18 protein-coding genes and 6 pseudogenes are annotated in these 17,027 nt (G+C 53.8%); 11 read left to right on the forward strand and 13 right to left on the reverse strand.

Going from position 1 to position 17,027, the window contains the following annotated elements; genetic code table 11:
- Positions 1–9: 9 nt before the first annotated feature.
- The 6 genes and pseudogenes from FU672_RS25595 to FU672_RS22835 all read left to right on the forward strand — a co-directional run.
- Positions 10–93, forward strand: a pseudogene (locus tag FU672_RS25595) (IS6 family transposase); the annotation flags it as partial.
- 201 nt (positions 94–294) lie between these two features.
- Positions 295–620, forward strand: a pseudogene (locus FU672_RS22815) (IS110 family transposase); the annotation flags it as partial.
- Between the two features lie 408 nt (positions 621–1,028).
- Positions 1,029–1,163 (forward strand): hypothetical protein, encoded by a 135-nt coding sequence (locus FU672_RS25275; RefSeq protein ID WP_262349048.1) that lies wholly within the window; start codon positions 1,029–1,031, stop codon positions 1,161–1,163.
- Between the two features lie 689 nt (positions 1,164–1,852).
- Positions 1,853–2,266: a relaxosome protein TraM gene (locus FU672_RS22825; RefSeq protein ID WP_262349049.1), complete on the forward strand. Its 414-nt coding sequence runs from the start codon at positions 1,853–1,855 to the stop codon at positions 2,264–2,266.
- Between the two features lie 298 nt (positions 2,267–2,564).
- Positions 2,565–3,680: pseudogene (locus FU672_RS22830) on the forward strand (IS3 family transposase).
- A gap of 101 nt (positions 3,681–3,781) precedes the next feature.
- On the forward strand, positions 3,782–4,234 hold the full coding sequence (locus FU672_RS22835) for a helix-turn-helix transcriptional regulator (RefSeq protein ID WP_148244940.1): 453 nt from the start codon (positions 3,782–3,784) through the stop codon (positions 4,232–4,234).
- Positions 4,235–4,273: 39 nt separating this feature from the next.
- Here the strand turns inward: FU672_RS22835 and FU672_RS22840 are convergent.
- Positions 4,274–5,292: pseudogene (locus FU672_RS22840) on the reverse strand (IS630 family transposase).
- A 155-nt stretch (positions 5,293–5,447) separates the two neighbouring features.
- A complete protein-coding gene (dinQ, locus tag FU672_RS25490; protein WP_410053337.1) occupies positions 5,448–5,543 on the reverse strand; it encodes a damage-inducible type I toxin DinQ in 96 nt (31 codons plus the stop codon).
- 439 nt (positions 5,544–5,982) lie between these two features.
- Here dinQ and FU672_RS25280 point away from each other — a divergent pair, with 439 nt between their 5' ends.
- The 5 genes from FU672_RS25280 (at position 5,983) to FU672_RS22870 (ending at position 8,732) form a co-directional block, all read left to right on the forward strand.
- Positions 5,983–6,363 (forward strand): TraY domain-containing protein, encoded by a 381-nt coding sequence (locus tag FU672_RS25280; RefSeq protein ID WP_262349050.1) that lies wholly within the window; start codon positions 5,983–5,985, stop codon positions 6,361–6,363.
- A 312-nt stretch (positions 6,364–6,675) separates the two neighbouring features.
- Entirely contained in the window at positions 6,676–7,080 is a 405-nt protein-coding gene (locus tag FU672_RS22855; protein ID WP_148244941.1) for a type IV conjugative transfer system pilin TraA, read from the forward strand.
- Between the two features lie 46 nt (positions 7,081–7,126).
- Complete coding sequence (traL, locus tag FU672_RS22860) at positions 7,127–7,405, forward strand: type IV conjugative transfer system protein TraL (RefSeq protein WP_262349051.1); 279 nt, start codon at positions 7,127–7,129, stop codon at positions 7,403–7,405.
- An 18-nt stretch (positions 7,406–7,423) separates the two neighbouring features.
- Positions 7,424–7,993, forward strand: a complete 570-nt coding sequence (gene traE, locus FU672_RS22865; protein WP_148244945.1) for a type IV conjugative transfer system protein TraE — start codon at positions 7,424–7,426, stop codon at positions 7,991–7,993.
- The gene (locus FU672_RS22870) at positions 7,977–8,732 is read left to right on the forward strand and encodes a TraK domain-containing protein (RefSeq protein ID WP_148244947.1); all 756 of its coding nucleotides are present in this window, start codon (positions 7,977–7,979) and stop codon (positions 8,730–8,732) included. Before traE ends, FU672_RS22870 begins: the two co-directional genes overlap by 17 nt.
- 637 nt (positions 8,733–9,369) lie before the next feature.
- Here FU672_RS22870 and FU672_RS22880 read toward each other — a convergent pair.
- From FU672_RS22880 to FU672_RS22930, 11 genes and pseudogenes are all read right to left on the reverse strand, one after another.
- Positions 9,370–9,504: pseudogene (locus tag FU672_RS22880) on the reverse strand (phage protein D); the annotation flags it as partial.
- Positions 9,497–9,988 carry a phage major tail tube protein gene (locus FU672_RS22885; protein WP_187360846.1) on the reverse strand — a complete coding sequence of 164 codons (492 nt, stop codon included), beginning with the start codon at positions 9,986–9,988 and terminating at the stop codon, positions 9,497–9,499. The pseudogene FU672_RS22880 and the gene FU672_RS22885, both read right to left, overlap by 8 nt.
- Positions 9,985–11,412 (reverse strand): phage tail sheath subtilisin-like domain-containing protein, encoded by a 1,428-nt coding sequence (locus FU672_RS22890; protein ID WP_148244950.1) that lies wholly within the window; start codon positions 11,410–11,412, stop codon positions 9,985–9,987. Before FU672_RS22890 ends, FU672_RS22885 begins: the two co-directional genes overlap by 4 nt.
- Entirely contained in the window at positions 11,402–11,653 is a 252-nt protein-coding gene (locus FU672_RS22895) for a hypothetical protein (RefSeq protein ID WP_187360847.1), read from the reverse strand. Before FU672_RS22895 ends, FU672_RS22890 begins: the two co-directional genes overlap by 11 nt.
- A complete protein-coding gene (locus FU672_RS22900) occupies positions 11,653–12,117 on the reverse strand; it encodes a Gp37 family protein (RefSeq protein WP_145548450.1) in 465 nt (154 codons plus the stop codon). The genes FU672_RS22895 and FU672_RS22900 overlap by 1 nt, the downstream gene beginning before the upstream one ends.
- Positions 12,117–12,562: pseudogene (locus tag FU672_RS22905) on the reverse strand (gp436 family protein). Before FU672_RS22905 ends, FU672_RS22900 begins: the two are co-directional and overlap by 1 nt.
- A 1-nt stretch (position 12,563) precedes the next feature.
- On the reverse strand, positions 12,564–12,920 hold the full coding sequence (locus FU672_RS22910; protein WP_148244954.1) for a DUF2190 family protein: 357 nt from the start codon (positions 12,918–12,920) through the stop codon (positions 12,564–12,566).
- Positions 12,921–12,930: 10 nt separating this feature from the next.
- Positions 12,931–13,884 (reverse strand): hypothetical protein, encoded by a 954-nt coding sequence (locus FU672_RS22915; protein WP_148244955.1) that lies wholly within the window; start codon positions 13,882–13,884, stop codon positions 12,931–12,933.
- A 13-nt stretch (positions 13,885–13,897) separates the two neighbouring features.
- Complete coding sequence (locus tag FU672_RS25285; protein ID WP_148244956.1) at positions 13,898–14,707, reverse strand: phage virion morphogenesis protein; 810 nt, start codon at positions 14,705–14,707, stop codon at positions 13,898–13,900.
- A gap of 2 nt (positions 14,708–14,709) precedes the next feature.
- A complete protein-coding gene (locus tag FU672_RS22925; protein WP_148244957.1) occupies positions 14,710–15,468 on the reverse strand; it encodes a phage head morphogenesis protein in 759 nt (252 codons plus the stop codon).
- Positions 15,449–16,948, reverse strand: coding sequence for a DUF935 domain-containing protein (locus FU672_RS22930; protein WP_148244958.1), 1,500 nt, complete (start codon positions 16,946–16,948; stop codon positions 15,449–15,451). The genes FU672_RS22925 and FU672_RS22930 overlap by 20 nt, the downstream gene beginning before the upstream one ends.
- Between the last annotated feature and the right edge of the window lie 79 nt (positions 16,949–17,027).

Here is a 17,027-nt window from a genome sequence, read left to right on the forward strand (position 1 = left end):
GAACAGCACCTGAACTCATCTAAAGGCCGCCATTTTAATCAGGACATTATTTTGTGGGCGGTACGCTGGTACCGCAAATACCGTAGCTTGTATGTAACAGAGGGGGATGGTTAGCTACCACCACATGAAGCGGAGTGAGCTTGTTTCCCTCCTGGATGTCGAGAACCTTGAGCGTCAGCTAAAGCCCTCAGTTCCCCCTCCACGCCAGCATTAGCATGAGCGGTTGCCAGGAGCGATGACTCTGCATATACAAGAGTAATAGGCGTGATGGTTAAATGAAAGGAGGAAATGGCTATGTTTCAGTTAGGTATTGATGTCAGCACGAAAACCCTGGATTTATGCTGGCTGCGGGAAAATGTAAAAGGCTGGGTGAAAACGCGCAAGCTTAAAAACGACTTAGGTGCTACCAGTGCTGTAATCAACAGGTTCCATAAGCAACACTGCGAACCGGTTGAGGTTCATATCATCGTGGAAGCTTCCAGGGCTTATCACGAATCATTAGCATACGGCCTTCACAAGGCCGGAGTTAGGGTATCGCTTGCCAATCCACACCGTAGCCGAAAATTTCACGAGGTATGGGGATGCTGATGAAAAACGGTCAGATTGATGCTTATATACTCGTCCCACGCCCGTTATTCGTATGACCAACCAACATGCCGTGATCTGCGGTTCTCCTCGTCTGTTTTTCCTGGCACGATTCTTCTGCGCAGTCGCTTTACTGTTTAAAACGGCAAAAGAAAACAACATGGCCCCGTGGGCTCACGCCCGGAACGGGCGCTACGTTCTGATGGCAAAGGTCAAAGTCTGCAGCTGGCTGGCGCCAGCGCGTTCAATGTCCCTACGATAAAGCCGTCGGAGCTTTTCAGGCCGGAATGCCGGTTCGCCGGTGGCGCTCCGTAGTTCCGGGGTGTGTTCCTCCTCATCCCCGCACAGAGATCCCTCTCCCGTTAAGCTCCCCGGCGGAGATGAGGAGGAACACACAGAACGTCAACGTCAAAACCGCCACCAAAGAATCTCACGAAAGATGGGTGAAAAATGTGCTGGCTTCGATTGAGACATTACAGATGAAAGCCAGTAAGGCCCTGTTTGTTTTTCAGCGTCAGCCGGATAAAGATGGTTTGTTTATATCAGCGAATCAGCTGCACGCAGAATTGAGCAAATAAAATATTTATACACGAATTATGATGTAACTTTTCTGGCGTAATACCGAACTGTGAAAGGTGAGGGAAGTTCTGTGAGTGTACTCGCATGTTTCCTACAGCATCATATTTCTCAGGCGATACCACATTCATAGTATTAGCCCTGTACGAAGACTCACCGGCCGGATTAGAACCGGTTCGATATGATAATCCCGACCTGCCTGATCAAAATAATCCACTGTGGCATTGAGAGTGATGACTGATACTCTCACCGAAAATAATGGAATTTTACCATAAGCATTTAATGGGATCATGAAGAAAGGCATTTTTATATAATATCAGACAAGGTGAATATAGCCGAGAAATGCGCGATAAGGTGTTAAGCTAATATGCTTTCCAATGGGTTTTTTTTCACACCCCTCGCAAAATTTAATTTTGCAGGATTAACTCACTAAATCATGAGCTTACCTTGATATTCAGAATGTAATCCAGTGTTTTGCAGCACGGAAAGGCACTGATGCAGTGCCGTAATGTCGCCTGTTTGTGGCTGAGATGTGGCTTTTGCAGTGCTGAATTAGAAAATTCATATAATTACTATGAACACCACACATTGCGGTGCTGTGTGGTGTGTGGCATTGTGGTGCCTGATTTTGGCTATTTAGCACTGTTGTGGTGCTGTGTTTTAATTGACATAGTTTTTTTACAGTGCCGGTATGGTGCTGAAAGGACAAAGGGAAAATAAAGTCATGCCACGGCAGAATGTTTATTTGAAGCAAAAGACGATAGACGGGATTCGACAGATTGTCGATATGCGAAGAGAAGAGGGGGCGACAGCTTCTGATGCCAATATCTCAAGTGTTTGTTCCGAAATGCTGGAACTGGGGATGCGTGTATACCTGAATGCCAGGAATAAAAAGGCGCCTGATGCGGAAGCCGGTGAAGATGTATTTCAAAGCTCTCTTTTTGAAGAAGTTGTAAAATCAAGAATGGCATCACAGGAGATACTGGCGCTGATGTTTTCTTTGCAGGATATAAAATCTGATAGTCGTAACAATTACAATAAATTGGTCGACTCTTTAAAAGAGAAAACAGATTTACGGGTCAAAAAGGTACTCAACAGAGAGTAGGTGTTCCTGTTTATGGGAGCCGGCTAACAATCGTGATAGAATGATTGCTGCGTTTCTGTTTTCAGAAAAACCGCGCAATATATATGATGAATTGGTTTTGTAACGATATCTTTTTGTTGTATATTTTAAATGCAACATAAGGTTATGTTGTAGACAATAAAAACATCACTCACACAGAGGGATTCGACCCCCTCTGCATGAGCTAACCAAAAACCAACTTAGGAGAGTGACCTGCTCCCCGTTGATTAATACATCGCGATGTTAGTAATGTCTTCATAAGCCACATGAGGACATCCCCATGAAGAAGCGATTTTCCGACGAACAGATCATCAGTATTCTCCGCGAGGCAGAAGCCGGGGTTTCGGCCTGGGAACTCTGCCGCAAACATGCCATTTCAGACGCCACCTTCTACACCTGGCGTAAGACGTTCGGCGGCATGGAAGTCCCCAAAGTGAAGCGGCTCAAGTCACTTGAAGAGGAGAACGCTCGTCTCAAGAAGCTGCTCGCTGAAGCCAGGCTGGATAAGGAGGCGTTTCAGGTGGCTCTGGGCCGAAAGTTCTGACGACAGACCAGAAGCGGGAAGCCGTGGAAGTCATGTGTGAGACAACGGGTCTGTCGCCGTGCCTGCAGGCTGGTCGGTCTGTCACTTTCAACCTGCCGTTATTCGGCTCAGCGTCCGGCTGCTGACGCGCAACTGTCTCTACGCATCACAGAGCTGGCACTTGAACACCGCCGGTTTGGTTACCGGCGCATCTGGCAGTTATTGCGCCGGGATGGCCTTCACGTCAACCACAAGCGGGTTTACCGCATCTATCACCTTAACGGTCTGGGTGTAAAACGCAGGCGCCGCCGTAAGGGTCTGGCGACTGAACGGCTTCCGCTTCTTCGCCCGGATGCGCCGAACCTGACATGGTCGATGGATTTTGTCATGGATGCACTTGCCAGCGGCCGCCGGATTAAGTGCCTGACCTGTGTGGATGATTTCACGAAGGAGTGTCTGACGATCACCACCGCTTTCGGGATTTCAGGTGTTCAGGTCGCGCGTATTCTGGACAGCATTGCGCTGTTTCGTGGATATCCTGAGACGATAAGAACCGATCAGGGCCCGGAATTTACCTGCCGCGCGCTGGAGCAATGGGCCTTTGAACATGGTGTTGAGTTGCGCTTAATCCAGCCGGGCAAGCCAACTCAGAACGGATTTATTGAGAGTTTCAACGGTCGCTTTCGGGATGAATGCCTGAACGAGCACTGGTTCAGCGATGTTCTTCATGCCCGGAAAATCATTAATGACTGGCGGCAGGACTATAACGAGTCCAGACCTCATTCATCGCTGAATTACCAGACGCCATCTGAATTTGCAGCAGGCTGGCGAAACGGGAAGCATGAAGAAAAATCAACCGACATTACTAACTGAAGGTTGTATCTAATACTGGGGGCAGGTCACCGGAGTTAACATCCGTTATCGGTCTTTGTGATGATGACGTTTCAGAAGCATCAGTCAGAGATATTGCTCTTATGCATGAGTTTGAATCTCTCGTTATGTCGCAGAATAAGAAGGTTACCATTCTTGTGTGGAATTATTTTACTGACCTCCATGATATAAAGTCTTTTATTCTAAAAATGAAACCCAGGCACTATTCTGTCGGTACTGGAGTTATCATTTATGTTTCAGCTTTGGCTGAGGTTAATACAAAGACGGACTGGTTATCGTTGTTGTTTCCTGGGACTCAAATGAAATCATATGATATTGATTCCATCAATGACAACCATGTTAACCCTCTGTTGCATTTAACTGAAAGCGAATGGGCTATTACGTGGCTAGTTATTTGTGGTTTCTCTCTTAGAAAAATAGCTGCTTTAATTGATATGAAGAGGCAGTCTGTTGATTTGAAAACTAGTCATGCTTATTTGAAACTTGGTGTTTCCAATAGGGAAGAATTATTTAAAAAGGCTCTACGCAATAGGTAGGTGAATTTTATCCCCGCTAAATAGCTGCGCCGAATACCGCTACACTTTTGCAAGCCCATGCCTGCCTCCGGGGAACGGGCTGACGTTTTCCATAAAATGGCGAACTTTTTTCAACATTTGCCACATTGAGCGGCACTGGTGATTGCGCGTTATCGTGTCGTGAAGCGCCTGCCATAACCGCTCAACAAGATTCACCCATGGTGAGTAAACCGGCTGACAAATTACCCTGAACTTCGGATTTTCCTTCAGCCAGCACTGCGTTTCCCGGCTTTTGTGGATAATGTAGTTGTCCACGATGAGCGTGATCGTTTTCGCCCGTCGGTACGTCGACGTCAGGTGTTTCAACAGACTGATAAATAAGACTGAGTTTTTGCTGTTGCCACCCACGTAGCTGACTTTGCCCGTTCCGCTGTGTAACGCACCAACCAGATAGTATTTTTCATTCTGCCCCGGCGTCACCACGCGTTTTTGTTGTCCGCGCAGTTGCCAGTCCGCACCGATTTTGGGATTGAGATGGATATCCACCTCATCTTCATAAAATACCGGATGCTCTGCGCTGCATTCGTCCAGTGCTTTGTGGATTGCCGCCATCTTTTCATCCTTATGCGGGTCACGGATACGGCCCTTCGCCACACAAGCCCTGCAGACGGCAACCAGCGGCGAACGGTTCCGGCATGTAACTGGCAGCCGGTTATCTCATTGATTTTTATTGCCAGAAGTTCTATACTCCAGCGTAAGCGCTGGTAGCCAAAATCGCCGGGAGCATATTTTACCAGCTCACGTAATAACGTGCAGATATGCTCAAAAGGCCAGCGACGGGTTCGTCCGGTAGGTAATGATTTCAGTCCTGCAACACCCGACAACGTGAACCAGTTAATCCAGCGTCCGACGGAGGAACGGGCACAGCAGAGCGTTCCGGCAACATCGCTGACGCAGTCACCCCGATGCAGCATCAGCATGGTAGTCAGCCTGCGGGCATAATTTTTATCGTGCGTTTTATAGATTGCTTTCTGCATCAGGTGTCGTTCGTCACGGGGAATTGGTGCTATGATCGGCATCGCTCAGTCCGGGCTGAGTTCCCTCAAAGTGATCTACTATTCCGCGCAGCTATTTAGATTTGTTGCAGATTCGAATGTCATAAGGCTTGGCTAAGCTCATCTTTGTTAAAGGGCGAGAAGTGGTTTGCTTCCCGCCATTAATTACGTCTCCGCTATCAGTCTACGAACTGGCGGATCAACTCCAGCAGCGCTATTAGCGCTTTAAGAGCAGCGATAGCTTTCTCAATGAAAACTTTCACTCGTTTCTCCATCAAAAGCGGAGTGAGAACTATGCTGCTTACTCATACACTGTCTGTCACAGCATTGCTCAATTGTTAGATAAAGCTTGCCTCCTCCGGTCAGAGTTAACCATCATCGTCCGGAACTGAAAAAACCGACCTCACCAGTCGGTTTTTTACGTCTTAAGTTTACCGGTACGCTATATCTTGTCCCTCCTGGTCTCTATGAGAAATATACCTGCTTGGGTCTCAGATTTTGTTGGTACATCCATGTCAATAGCTTTTTCAAGCCCGACGATTGATGCATATCAATATAAATTGATATTTTTTATTGCATTTTTATTATGCAAGCGCATAAAAATCAAGGTGTTATTTGTCAATATGGTTATTTATCCACGGGGCGACCGCCCCGTTCCCACCTCTTTTATTTTCCTGAATAATGCCCCTGATGTCTCCAACACCAGGGAATCCCATGAGCCAGAAAACACCCGCAGAAGACGAGTTGGTTCGCCCTAAATCCATCGGCGTGCCGCTAACCAAAGCTGACAGCGATAAACTGTCTGGACTTGCCAGGAAAGGCAAACGCTCCCGCCAGCTGGAGGCCACGCTTCGTCTGCATGACCACCTTAAATTATTCTCCAGAATTCCGGACGACTGGGCGGTTGCTCAGGAAGAACTGGAGCGTAACAAAAAAATCACTGCGATCCTCACCGCCAGAGCCAGCACACGACTGACCGAAGTAGCCAGAAAAGCAGATCGTTCCCGAGTGCAGGAGGCCACGATTCGGCTGCACGATCATCTCAGGCGTGTCCCCGAAATCAACGGTGATTACTATGAGATCACCACGTTTTGAAGGGGGCTTTGTTACTAATTGAATTTCAGGAGGTCATGCCGCCATATACTTTTTCCCGTGTAGCACGATGATGGTCCCCTCTCCGGGGACCTCAATAAACAGGTTTCTCGCATTACCCGAATTTTTATTTGTCAAAAATTCGGCGGGCATCCCTTTGCCCAAAATCCGTCGGGTGAGTATCCCCCCACGACAGGTGTGACACCCTGGGGCGGTAGCGTGCCTAAAAGAGTTTGTACAGATAATCCCCCGCAGCTTTTGCCTTGCGGGGGCGTATCTGCCCGAACAACTTAATCGTTAATTAAAGGAAATGATATGGCTGATATTTCAGTGATAAATCAGAGGGCGGACGTTGTCTGCAAGGGGAATAAAAAGGGACTGCTGTCACGCATGGTATCTGCCGTGAAAGCTGTGCCGTCGCTGGTGAATAACCGTACTGCGAAGGCGCTGTTTAAGTATGTTGCGATGCCGCTGGCATTATCTCTGGCGGCGCGCGGCATGGCGCATGCTGAAGACCTGACGGCGGCCGGCAAACAGGATGCGACGGATACCTTTGGTGAAGACTCCACCATGATGTACTACTTCATGATTGCGGAAGTGGTGCTGGTCTTCCTGCTGTACCTCAAATCTCATAACCCGGCGACCTTCCTGCTCATCCCGGTGTTTATCCTGATTACCAAAATCATCTTCTCCATCATTTCTGCCCGTTCCGGGGGCTGATCGGCACGGAGACCAGCCAATGGATGAGGAACGCGCCTCGCGCTTCATGTTTCCTCAGACACTGACAGAGCAGACTCGGCCCATCGGGCTACCGATGGATGAGACAATAGCCCTGTTCGTACCGATGGGATGGGGCTTTTATACCGGTAAGTACGTTACCGGTCTGGTCATCGCCGTTCTGCTCTGGTTCTGTCTGAAGTATTTCAAAAAGGGGAGGGGGACCGACTGGCTGCTCAACGCCTGCTACTGGTACCTCCCGTCTTCACTCTTCAAAGACATGTACAAAGTCATTCCCGATTCGTCATTCCGGCTGTGGCTGCGTTGATGACCAGGAGGTATTTCCATGGACCTGAAGGCAAAGCACCTGTCGGCCCGCTACACATCACTCATCTTTCTGTTGCTTCTGGTGTTCTTTGGTCTGAGTCTTGCCGGCAATCTGGTGGCCTGGTTACGACTCGATACGCTGATTAACAGCCGTGAGGAGACCTATATCCCGATGGGGTTTGATACCCCGTTCACCCTGACGCGCAACCGGATGGATGCGAACTATCTGGAGCAAACCGCCGAGTCACTGGTTTTCCTGCGCTACAACGTGTCGCCGGAATCGGTGAAGGCCAATCACAAAGCGCTGCTGCGCTTCTTTGATAACGAAGAGCGTCCTGCCATGCAGGAAGTGCTGGCCAGCGAAGCGCAGCGCGTTATCGACAATAACGTCACCACGGCCTTTTATCTGTCCGGTTTCGACACCTATCCGGCTTCGGGGATCGTGGATATTCACGGGACGGTACAGCAGTGGATAGGCAATCGTAAGCAGCTGCCGGAAGACAAAACGATCCGGATGGCACTGCGCTATCACCGGGGTATTACCACCATTCAGGATTTCAGGGAGCAGGTGGATGAAAAGAAAAAATAACAGGCATGGCAGGCACCGTCTTGCATTGCTGGCCAGTCTGCTCTGTCTGAGCGGCAGCGTACTGGCAGAGTCGGTGGTCACACTACCGACAAAGATACCGGTTTCGCCGGACAGCCAGGTCCGGGTCGCGCTCAGCAATACCAATCCGAATCTGCTGGTTGTGCTCGGCGATAAGATTATCGCCGTAGACAGCGCGCAGGGCATGTTTCTCAATGACAACAAGGCGCAGGGACAGGCCAACGGCGGCGTACAGCTGATGACAGCCCAGACGGCCCCGTTCACCTTCTATGTCCGCACGGAAGGTGGACTGACCGTTAAACGGGATGGCCGGGTGCTGCAGTTTATCTCCAGCCGTCCGGTACAGCATGATGATGCGCGGCGCTGGGAGCAGTCGCAGCCGTATGTGCGCACTCTGATCTCTGTTCAGCAGGCGGTACTGAGTGGCGGCGTACCGAAAGGGTTTACCGAGGCACCTGTCGTGGCGGCACCGACATTTTCCCTGCCGGGCTGGTTGTCGGTGATGCCTCAACAAATGTGGAGCGGTGGTGGGCTTCGGCTCTATCGTCTGACGGTGCGTAATCGTGGTGCCAGTGCGCTGGCTATACCTGAACGACTGTTTAAGGCACCTGGTGTACGGGCAGTGATGGTGTTTCCGTTCAGTACCACGCTGATGCCCGGCACCGATACGCAGGTGTGGGTCACGGTCAGCAACGACGGGGAGGGGCAAGCTAATGGCTAACATTAACGTGCTGACCCGTCGCAAGCAGATGGCGGTGCTGATCGCCGTGGCGCTGGGATTAAGCGCTATCGGCGGTGTCGCCTGGTATATCGGTGCCCCGTCAAAGGTGTCCCCCGGTAAGGGCCAGGCAAAAAAAACGGTACCGGATATGACCGGCGCGGTGACCTCCAGTACCTTTGGCAAAAAAGTCAGCGATACGGCGGTGGCTGACCTGCAGCATACCGCGAATGAAGCCGATAAAAAGCTGGCCAGCTTCGAGAATCAGCTCAATAAACTCGCAAGTGAAAACAAGTCCTACCGGGACAAAATTCGGTCACAGGATGATGATATCAAACTGCTGCAGACGCAGATTGACGCCATGAACCAGGCGGGGGAAAGCGGCAGTGGTAATGCCACGCCGGGTCCGGGAGCACCCGCCGGCACCCTGCCTGTCGGTGGTGGTTCAGGGGCGGTTCCATCGCCGACCGCCTTTTATCCCGGCGTTCCCGGCAATCAGATGACGGTGAATATCGCCCCACAGCTGAATCAGGGGCTGTCCACCATGAGTATCGATTACGGCGAAAAAAAGGATGATGCGTCAGCGCTTCCGTATATTCCGTCGGGGAGTTTTGTCGGGGCGACGGTGATTGAGGGGGCAGATAGCGACAACGGACGCGGGCGAACTCACTTCGATCTCGTCTATCGAGAACGTACCGCAGGACAGCAGTTTCTCGCCCTGATAGCCCATTTTTAGCGTCAACGTGTCACCCTTGCCCGGATACCACTTATCCAACGCCGCCGACGCGGAAGATGTTGGCCAGATAGTCCAGCTCCAGCAGTTCTTCACCGTCCAGTACCTGCTTGATGTACGTGCAGGTGAAGCTGCTGGAGAACTCAGCGTTCTCATGCTGTTTGAACGTCCCCAGCGGGTTCTTCTTGAACATGATCGTCAGGAAGGTGACCAGCGGGATTTCATCAATCAGCCCCTGTGAGCTGTAGCGCTGTACGCTCGAGCGGCACTGCAGGGCCAGCGATTTATACGGATTTGCAGCAGACAACATGGCGTCACGATAGAAGCTGTTCCACTTGATCTCGCCTTCCATTTTGTCGAAGCCTGCCGGGAGTTCTACCTTGCCCACCATCCCCAGCGCTTTGTGCTCCTGCATTGTCATGGACACGTCAGGGAGTTTGACCTCCTCGGCCCGGCCCAGCAGGTTAGCGCCATCCAGGTAGATGTTGGCATTGGTGATGCGGTTGATCTCAATCTTTGCCATCAGCTATTCCCCTTCAGGGTTAACAGGTATTCCGAGGTGATCTCGGTCTCAAACGTCAGTCGCTCCAGCGGCGGTGGCGGCGTGTATTTGTAGCTCAGTAACAGATGACCGGCGGCCAGCTCCGTCTCTTCGTTACGGGCCGGGTCGAACCAGCATTTAAAGCCCAGCAGCGCACCGTCGCCAATCAGCTTACGGCCATAGGCGTTGACCGACTCCGTCAGCGCATCAATCAGCGCCTGGGTGATGGGCATATCGATGTACTGCTGGCTGAAGTAGCGCAGGGACTCGTTGATAACATCGCCCGTGCGGCGAACGTTCTCAAAGTTGCGCATATGGGTGACCGTTGGCCATGCTGCCGTCCGGTTGCCCCACAAACGCAGGCCGCTGCCGTAGCTGCTGAAGACCGTGGTGATGCCCTGTTCGTTGAGCAGGTTTACTTCGCTCTGCGGGTCGTCAATCATCGCCGACAGCTGGCGCTCCACGCCGGTGATACCCATGATTTCCTGGTTGGATGAAGACCACCAGTAACCCTTATCCAGGTCAACTTTGGCACGCAGCCCGGCAGCACGCTGACTCAGTGGTTCCAGCCGTTCGCTGTTGGTGGCCGCGTCGTACACTTTGACATGCGGATAACACAGACGGACACGATCGGAGCTGGTGTTAAAGTTGATGGTGCCTTCCGGGCCACGTCCCGTCAGCGCCTGTGCAAAGGTGGTGCCAATTGGCGCGTCGATGTAGGTCACCGCCCCCAGCTTTTCAGCCATGGAAATAAGCTCTACTGAAACACTGTTCTGGGTGCAGAACACCGGGGCAATCAGGATTTTGGCGAAGTAGCCAAACAGGTTGAAGCTGTCGTTAAGCAGCTTCATGCCGGTACGGTTGCCCGCCGCGTTAACCGCACCGATGATATCAGCCGGGGTGACTTTAGTCGGGTCAGCATAGTTATAGCTGGCCGTCACGGTTGCGCCCGCCGCAATGCTTTTGCCGAGGCTGGTGATCACGCCGGTCTGCGCATTGAGCGAGTAATCTTCACCCTCGACGTAAGGCTGACCATCGCTGTCCGGTTTCAGCACCAGCTGCGCGACCACCGGATTGACCAGTTGCGCTTTGCCCGTTGCTTTATCGAACGTCACATTTTCATCGGCCACAGCGGTTTTATGTACCGCCGGATCAAGCACGTTAATGACCAGAACGGTGCCTGCGCCGTGGTCGTAGATGGCATCCAGCGCCTGCGGGATGGTAAAGCCGGTGAGCTGACTGCCAAATGCCGCCGCATCCTTCTCAGACAGGCACTGCACCAGCGTATTGACGTCACCCATCGGGGCGGTACCAATCAGGCCAATAACGGCAGACTTCACCGCCTTAACCGGGCGGGCACCGTTTTCCACCTCAATGGTTTCGGCGCCGTGCAGATAGTTAGCTGCCATGGGAGTCCTCCGTTTTCACATCGTTGTCGCCACCGTTCCTGCGCTTTGGTAACTGAGGCGCGGGTGTGCTGGCGGGTTTGGTTTCTTCAGGTACCGGCGTCAGGTGCTTCAGGGCCACCAGAACCGTCACGTACTCATGGTTCTCTGGCAGGGAGACGTTCTTCCCCGGCCAGAGCAGGATTTCGGTTCCGTCGCCCAGCGTGACGCCGCTGGCCGGGCCGGAATAGCGGTATTCTTTCATCACTCGCTTTCCTCATAATTCACTTCGGTTAACAGCGGGCCGGACGGTAAGTCGCTGTCTTCGATAAAGACGCTTTCAGTGGCAAAGTCGAGGGCGTACTGCCACAGCCCCTTGACCTCACCGATAAACACCTCGCGGGTCAGCCAGATACGACGGCGGCAGTTCGGCGGGGTGTAGCCGCCGAGAATGCGGCGTACCACGTCGAGCACATCCACCGCGCCCTGTTTACCGTTGAGCTGGCGGAAGACCACCGTGACGCACAGCTGGATGGTCTGAGGCTGGATCACCGCACCGATATCATTGGGCTTGTCGAAGCGCGAACCGGCATAGCTCACCAGCAGCGCTCCCTTCGGGTGGTTGAGGCGATATTCCGCTGGTTTCTCCGGGAAGTATTCCACCGCCAGCGTCGGGAGTTTCTCCTTCAGGCGGGCGACAACCGCATCAATAACGGGCAGAACATTCATCAGTATTTCTCCAGTAAGCCATCGCGCCCGCCAAAGGTGGGACGGCGTGCCCGTGCCCGGATTTCACCGGACTCAGGCACATCTTTCTGAGTCGACTGCAGCCCCAGCGTGAGTTTCCCGTCGCGAATGGCCTCCAGTTGCCGTCGTGCTTCCTTGTTATCGTCCTTCACGGTGTCAGGCAGGTCACCTTCAGGACGGCGGAGTACAGACGGTATCGGGTCAACGTGATGGCAATGTCGCGCAGAACGGTCGGCACTTCCGTCAGCGGCAGGGTATAGCGCCCACGCAGGTGGGCATCTATCAGTTCACCGGCGTAGCGGATGCAACTCTCAACCACGGTAGCATTGACCGGAGGCTGCTCATCAAAGCCAACCGACTCGTTAGTCAGCTCAATGAGCGTCCTTTCCGGTACCTGCTCAAGCAAATCCGCCAGGGTGCAGTACATGTCACACCCCGCGCAGGATGCGGATAACGTCGCCTTCTGCCAGCGCCTCATCCAGCGCAATCCCGGCAGAAATACCTGCTGGGGTGTCGCCCGATGCGGCAGTCTGGGGAACCGCGCAGGCGTTGACATCGGACTGGACATTCTGGCCTTTTGTGACAGCCGCGCCGACTTCGACGGCGACGATACCCAGAACGTTAACCGGCGTTAAATCACCGGCAGCGGCATCGACTTCTGCCACACCGAGTGCCACTGCACCGGCCTGACAGGGGGCATTATCGGCACCGACAAAACGCTGCTGGGTTAGCGCCGCACTGGCCGTAACGGTGGTGGTCAGAATGACCTGCTGAGTGGTACCCATTACGCTCTCCTTATTTCACAATGTTAGTGACGAGATACCCGGCATCACCGCCGACCACGGCGACTTTGTAGATATCGGTATAACGGCAGTACTTCACCTTGCCGCCGACGCCATCGTATTTGTCCGCCACCGGCATGCCCTTACGACGCAGGGTATAACCGAACGATGGCTCGTTTTCGTCTGCGCTGTCGGTGCCCGGCTGGGGTTTACCGACGTAATGCAGCATCAGGTTATCGGCCCAGACATCGGTCGGGGTCTTGTCCTTATTCTGTGCGTCTTTCATCGAGGCCATGGAGACCGGCTCGCCGATCACCACGTCTTCCAGCTGGAAAAGGTCTTTCAAAATCTCGATGGTGATGCGTTTGCGCTCGTTGGCTCCGATCGCGGCCTGGATCGCCGGATGGAACTTCAGCAGTGACATGACGCTGGCACCCATGGTCATCAGGTTCGGGCGCAGGCCTGTTTTGTTACGTACAGCCTCGATACCGGCTTCGATGACGGTGATTGGATTACCCTTGCCATCCACCCAGCGTTCAGCGGCAGCCAGTGCTTTAACGGACGATGCCGGGTAGACGTTTTTATCCTGGGCCAGGCGGGCTGCGTACAGTTCACGATTCAGGTTGACGCCGCTGGTGACGCGACGAATGGCCTTGGCTTCTTCGTTGAACATTGACTCCGCCTGCTCGCGATAGTCCACCGGCGCGGCCAGATCGTGCTCGTTAAGAACCAGATCCAGTTTGCCGGTTTTCTCACGTACCAGGACGTTGCTGTCAGCTCCCACGGCACGCTCGGTGTCGTACTCCACAAAAGCCGATTTGCCGAAGGTCGGCACGGTCACGCCTTCCTTGTCGGTCTGGACAATCGGGAAGATGTGCTCACCGATGAACGCGGCATTTTTATAACCGCGTGCGATGCTGGTCAGCACCGGATCAACGACGCGCTTACCCTTTAAATAATCAGACATGCTCTCTCCTTAATTACAGGCAGCGTGAGACAGCAGCGTCGTAGCTGATGCCTTCTTTTTTCGACAAATCCAGCGCTTTCTGATGCAGCGCCAGACGATCTGGATCGGCTTCAGCAAACTCTGCTGAAGACGTTGAAACACCGGTATCCACACGGTCTTTGGTTGCGTGCTCACTGAAATTCAGCACCGGTGCAGCGCCATCCAGCAGTGTCTTGAATGCTGTGGCAAGCGGTGTGCGGGTATCGCCTTCGGCAAACTCCACCGGCTTATCGCCAGCAGAGACTGCATCCAGAATGGCGACAACAACGGGCTTCGCTGCCGGGGCCAGTTGCCCGCCGTTTACCAGCTTCTCAGCGTAGGAAACGTTGTCAGCGTGCAGCTTCTCCTGCCTGTTCTTCGCATCCAGCTCGGCTCGCTGGGTGGCATCTGCCTTCAGGCGGGTGTTTTCCGCCTGAAGGGCTTCAATTTCTTCTTTGGTCATCGCGTCATTCTCTTGTTGAGGGTTACCGCCGAACTGGTGAATCGGGCCATAAACGACGTTAGTGCCAACCGCTGCCTGCCTGTCGTCATGGTCTGTTGATACTGACCCCATCAGTCGCCCGGTGAGCTGCAGTGTCTGACCATCACGATCCTGTGCGGCGAGCGAGGGCATCCATCCCGGCCGTCCCTCATCCAGAAAGTTAAACTGTGTTTCCGCCAGCAGGGTTCCGGCGATTTTACGCATCGCAGGCTCCAGGTCTGTGGCGGCTAAATCCAGCGCCCGCAGACTCCGGCGCAGGGACTCATCGTTAATGGTGATGTTGACCAGATTATCGGAAGCCATCGTTATCCTCTCAGTTCCCGCTGTGCCAGCGGTTGTAGCGTGCCCTGATAGCGGGCAAGGTCAGGACGGTATTCCGCCCCCGGTGCATAAGACCAGCCGACGTCGGTGGCCACCTTCGTGTTACCGGTCTGGAAGGTGGCAACGCTCTGCATCTCGCCGGTTTTCTCCGACACCAGCTTCAGCTCCCAGCCCATGGCGGTGCCGGAATCCGCCACCTTCAGACCACGGGCACGGACGTCTGCTGCACTCAGGGCAATCACGCCGCAGCGGCAGCGCCAGCCGTTCGGCGGGTAGAACGCCTGCCAGAACGGATCGTCATAGCGCAGCACCAGACCGTGCAGCATCAGGTGGCTCTTGCGGGTATGGCTGTCGTTGATGCCGGTGTACATCCAGTACGGCCTGTCGTCGACGTTCTCCATCTGTTCGGCCCAGCGCCCGGCGCTGTAGAGCACCGACATATTGGTGCGAAAGATGGTGTCACGCGGCCCCCACCACCCCTTGCGCTGCAGCTCCGGCTCCAGCTCCTTTCGGAACCAGCGGTCTGTTTTCCCCTCGTCCAGCGCCTTCTGCAGGGCGCTTCGGATATCCTCCAGAATATCGAGGCGGGTTACTTTGGCGACGGTAAAGGCGCGGGCATGGGCATCCTGCCACATGTCCTCCCAGTCCCAGGTGATTTTATACCCTTTGGATTTCAGGTAACTGATGGCCCGCTTCGGAGGCAACGTCATGCAGTACGCCAGCTCAGCCGTGGTCACGCTCATGCAGACGCCCCCAGAGTGTTGAGACAAACAGGATACGGGCCAGCCGCTCCTGCAGGTCATCCGCGTTCATCTGCGGGTACAGTTCTGCCAGCGCACCCAGCAGCTCCGAGGGGTTAACACCGCCTTCAACCTGCTTAAACAGCGGTGCCAGCACCGGCTCAAGCACGCCGTTTAACGAGCCGCCGTTCATCAGAATATCCAGCGCATCATCCAGCTCTTGCTGAGCCTGAATATCGGCATCAATCGCCTCGGCGAACGACAGCGGCAGCGTGTTGTTCTTCTGGCGCTCTGAAGGCGGTGTCTCATCAATATCACCGTCCAGCAGCTGGTACTCGCGTTTGAAGTATTGCGGCGTGAAGACCACACCGGCGCGACTGAGTTTCTCATCGCGGGTGGCCTGCGTATCGTCGACCGTTCCCTGTTCCCACATCTTCCAGACAGGGCTGGCCACATCGCCAAAGTTCAGCGAGACGGCCTGACGGATAACCTGATTTACTGCGCTCACCACAATCTCGGCGTCGGCATCGCGGATATCACTGGTGACTTCCAGCCCGGCCTGTGCCGAGGCGCGGTTGCTGTTCGCCTCGGTGGTCTGGTTCTGCCCCAGCAGGGCAATAGAGATTTCACTGCGGGCGAGCGTAATCAGATTCTGGTAAATATCGCTGCTGTCGGCTTTGCCTGCGGCCTCTTTGATTTCAATGGAGGAATCATCAGGAATAGCCGCCACGGCGTCCTCGACCATCGCTTCCATCGAGTCCAGCAGCAGGTCAATCTCACCCTGCGCCGTACCACGTGGATGCTTGCCGATAACCCACGGCGAACCGAATTTCTCAGCAAAGCGCACCCAGAATTTCATCCCGCCCTTTTTGAAGGTCACGGGCCAGAAGCACATCGACAAATCAGGGAAGCCATACGGGTTGTCGTAGGTCGCATCCTGACGCGGTACCACGAACTTATTCAGCGGTACAGCTTCGCCCTCCAGCCCGGCGTCTTTTGCCCGGAAGCGCAGCAGGTTGTCGTTGTCGAACTGGAACCACTCGGGTGGTTTACCCACGATGTCGGTGACCGCCCAGGACTTAACCGAACGGCCCCACATGATTTCACAGGGCTGATATCCGTAGAGCACGGCATCAGTCATCTCGCCGATGATGCGGGAGATATCAAGGTCGTCGAGCATATCGTTAATAAAGCTGAACACCCGCTCCGGGGCATGACCACGCTCAAGCCCGCGCTCAAGCGACTTGACCGCCGCTTTACGCCTGCGGATACAGCCACCAACCAGCGGGTCGGTACGCAGCTCGCGATAGATGCGAATATCCCGGCCCTGTGATTTGAGAATAGGATCGGGATTGGGCAGATACATCCCCAGACCGAAGAAGTCGATGGAGCGGCTGCGTGACGCAATCTGCTCCGTCAGCGTCTTATTCGGTTCGGCAAAGCTGACAAATTCATTGGGTGATACCCAGAGTCCACGCGCCATCAGGGGGTGTAAGCGGGAACCGTCCAAAATTTTGTCACGTCCGTCACTTTTATTTCTTTCTGTCTGAGAAAGCGGTTAC

It is taken from the genome of Enterobacter asburiae, from assembly GCF_008080435.1.
Classification (GTDB): domain Bacteria; phylum Pseudomonadota; class Gammaproteobacteria; order Enterobacterales; family Enterobacteriaceae; genus Enterobacter; species Enterobacter asburiae_C.

What these genes read in the sequence shown, in the direction of transcription:
- FU672_RS22825 (WP_262349049.1), top strand. Translation starts at nt 1,853, where the DNA reads ATGGTGCTGAAAGGACAAAGGGAAAATAAAGTCATGCCACGGCAGAAT.
- FU672_RS22835 (WP_148244940.1), top strand. Translation starts at nt 3,782, where the DNA reads ATGCATGAGTTTGAATCTCTCGTTATGTCGCAGAATAAGAAGGTTACC.
- dinQ (WP_410053337.1), bottom strand. Translation starts at nt 5,543, where the DNA reads ATGGAGAAACGAGTGAAAGTTTTCATTGAGAAAGCTATCGCTGCTCTT.
- FU672_RS25280 (WP_262349050.1), top strand. Translation starts at nt 5,983, where the DNA reads ATGAGCCAGAAAACACCCGCAGAAGACGAGTTGGTTCGCCCTAAATCC.
- FU672_RS22855 (WP_148244941.1), top strand. Translation starts at nt 6,676, where the DNA reads ATGGCTGATATTTCAGTGATAAATCAGAGGGCGGACGTTGTCTGCAAG.
- traL (WP_262349051.1), top strand. Translation starts at nt 7,127, where the DNA reads ATGTTTCCTCAGACACTGACAGAGCAGACTCGGCCCATCGGGCTACCG.
- traE (WP_148244945.1), top strand. Translation starts at nt 7,424, where the DNA reads ATGGACCTGAAGGCAAAGCACCTGTCGGCCCGCTACACATCACTCATC.
- FU672_RS22870 (WP_148244947.1), top strand. Translation starts at nt 7,977, where the DNA reads ATGAAAAGAAAAAATAACAGGCATGGCAGGCACCGTCTTGCATTGCTG.
- FU672_RS22890 (WP_148244950.1), bottom strand. Translation starts at nt 11,412, where the DNA reads ATGGCAGCTAACTATCTGCACGGCGCCGAAACCATTGAGGTGGAAAAC.
- FU672_RS22895 (WP_187360847.1), bottom strand. Translation starts at nt 11,653, where the DNA reads ATGAAAGAATACCGCTATTCCGGCCCGGCCAGCGGCGTCACGCTGGGC.
- FU672_RS22900 (WP_145548450.1), bottom strand. Translation starts at nt 12,117, where the DNA reads ATGAATGTTCTGCCCGTTATTGATGCGGTTGTCGCCCGCCTGAAGGAG.
- FU672_RS22910 (WP_148244954.1), bottom strand. Translation starts at nt 12,920, where the DNA reads ATGGGTACCACTCAGCAGGTCATTCTGACCACCACCGTTACGGCCAGT.
- FU672_RS22915 (WP_148244955.1), bottom strand. Translation starts at nt 13,884, where the DNA reads ATGTCTGATTATTTAAAGGGTAAGCGCGTCGTTGATCCGGTGCTGACC.
- FU672_RS25285 (WP_148244956.1), bottom strand. Translation starts at nt 14,707, where the DNA reads ATGGCTTCCGATAATCTGGTCAACATCACCATTAACGATGAGTCCCTG.
- FU672_RS22925 (WP_148244957.1), bottom strand. Translation starts at nt 15,468, where the DNA reads ATGAGCGTGACCACGGCTGAGCTGGCGTACTGCATGACGTTGCCTCCG.
- FU672_RS22930 (WP_148244958.1), bottom strand. Translation starts at nt 16,948, where the DNA reads ATGGCGCGTGGACTCTGGGTATCACCCAATGAATTTGTCAGCTTTGCC.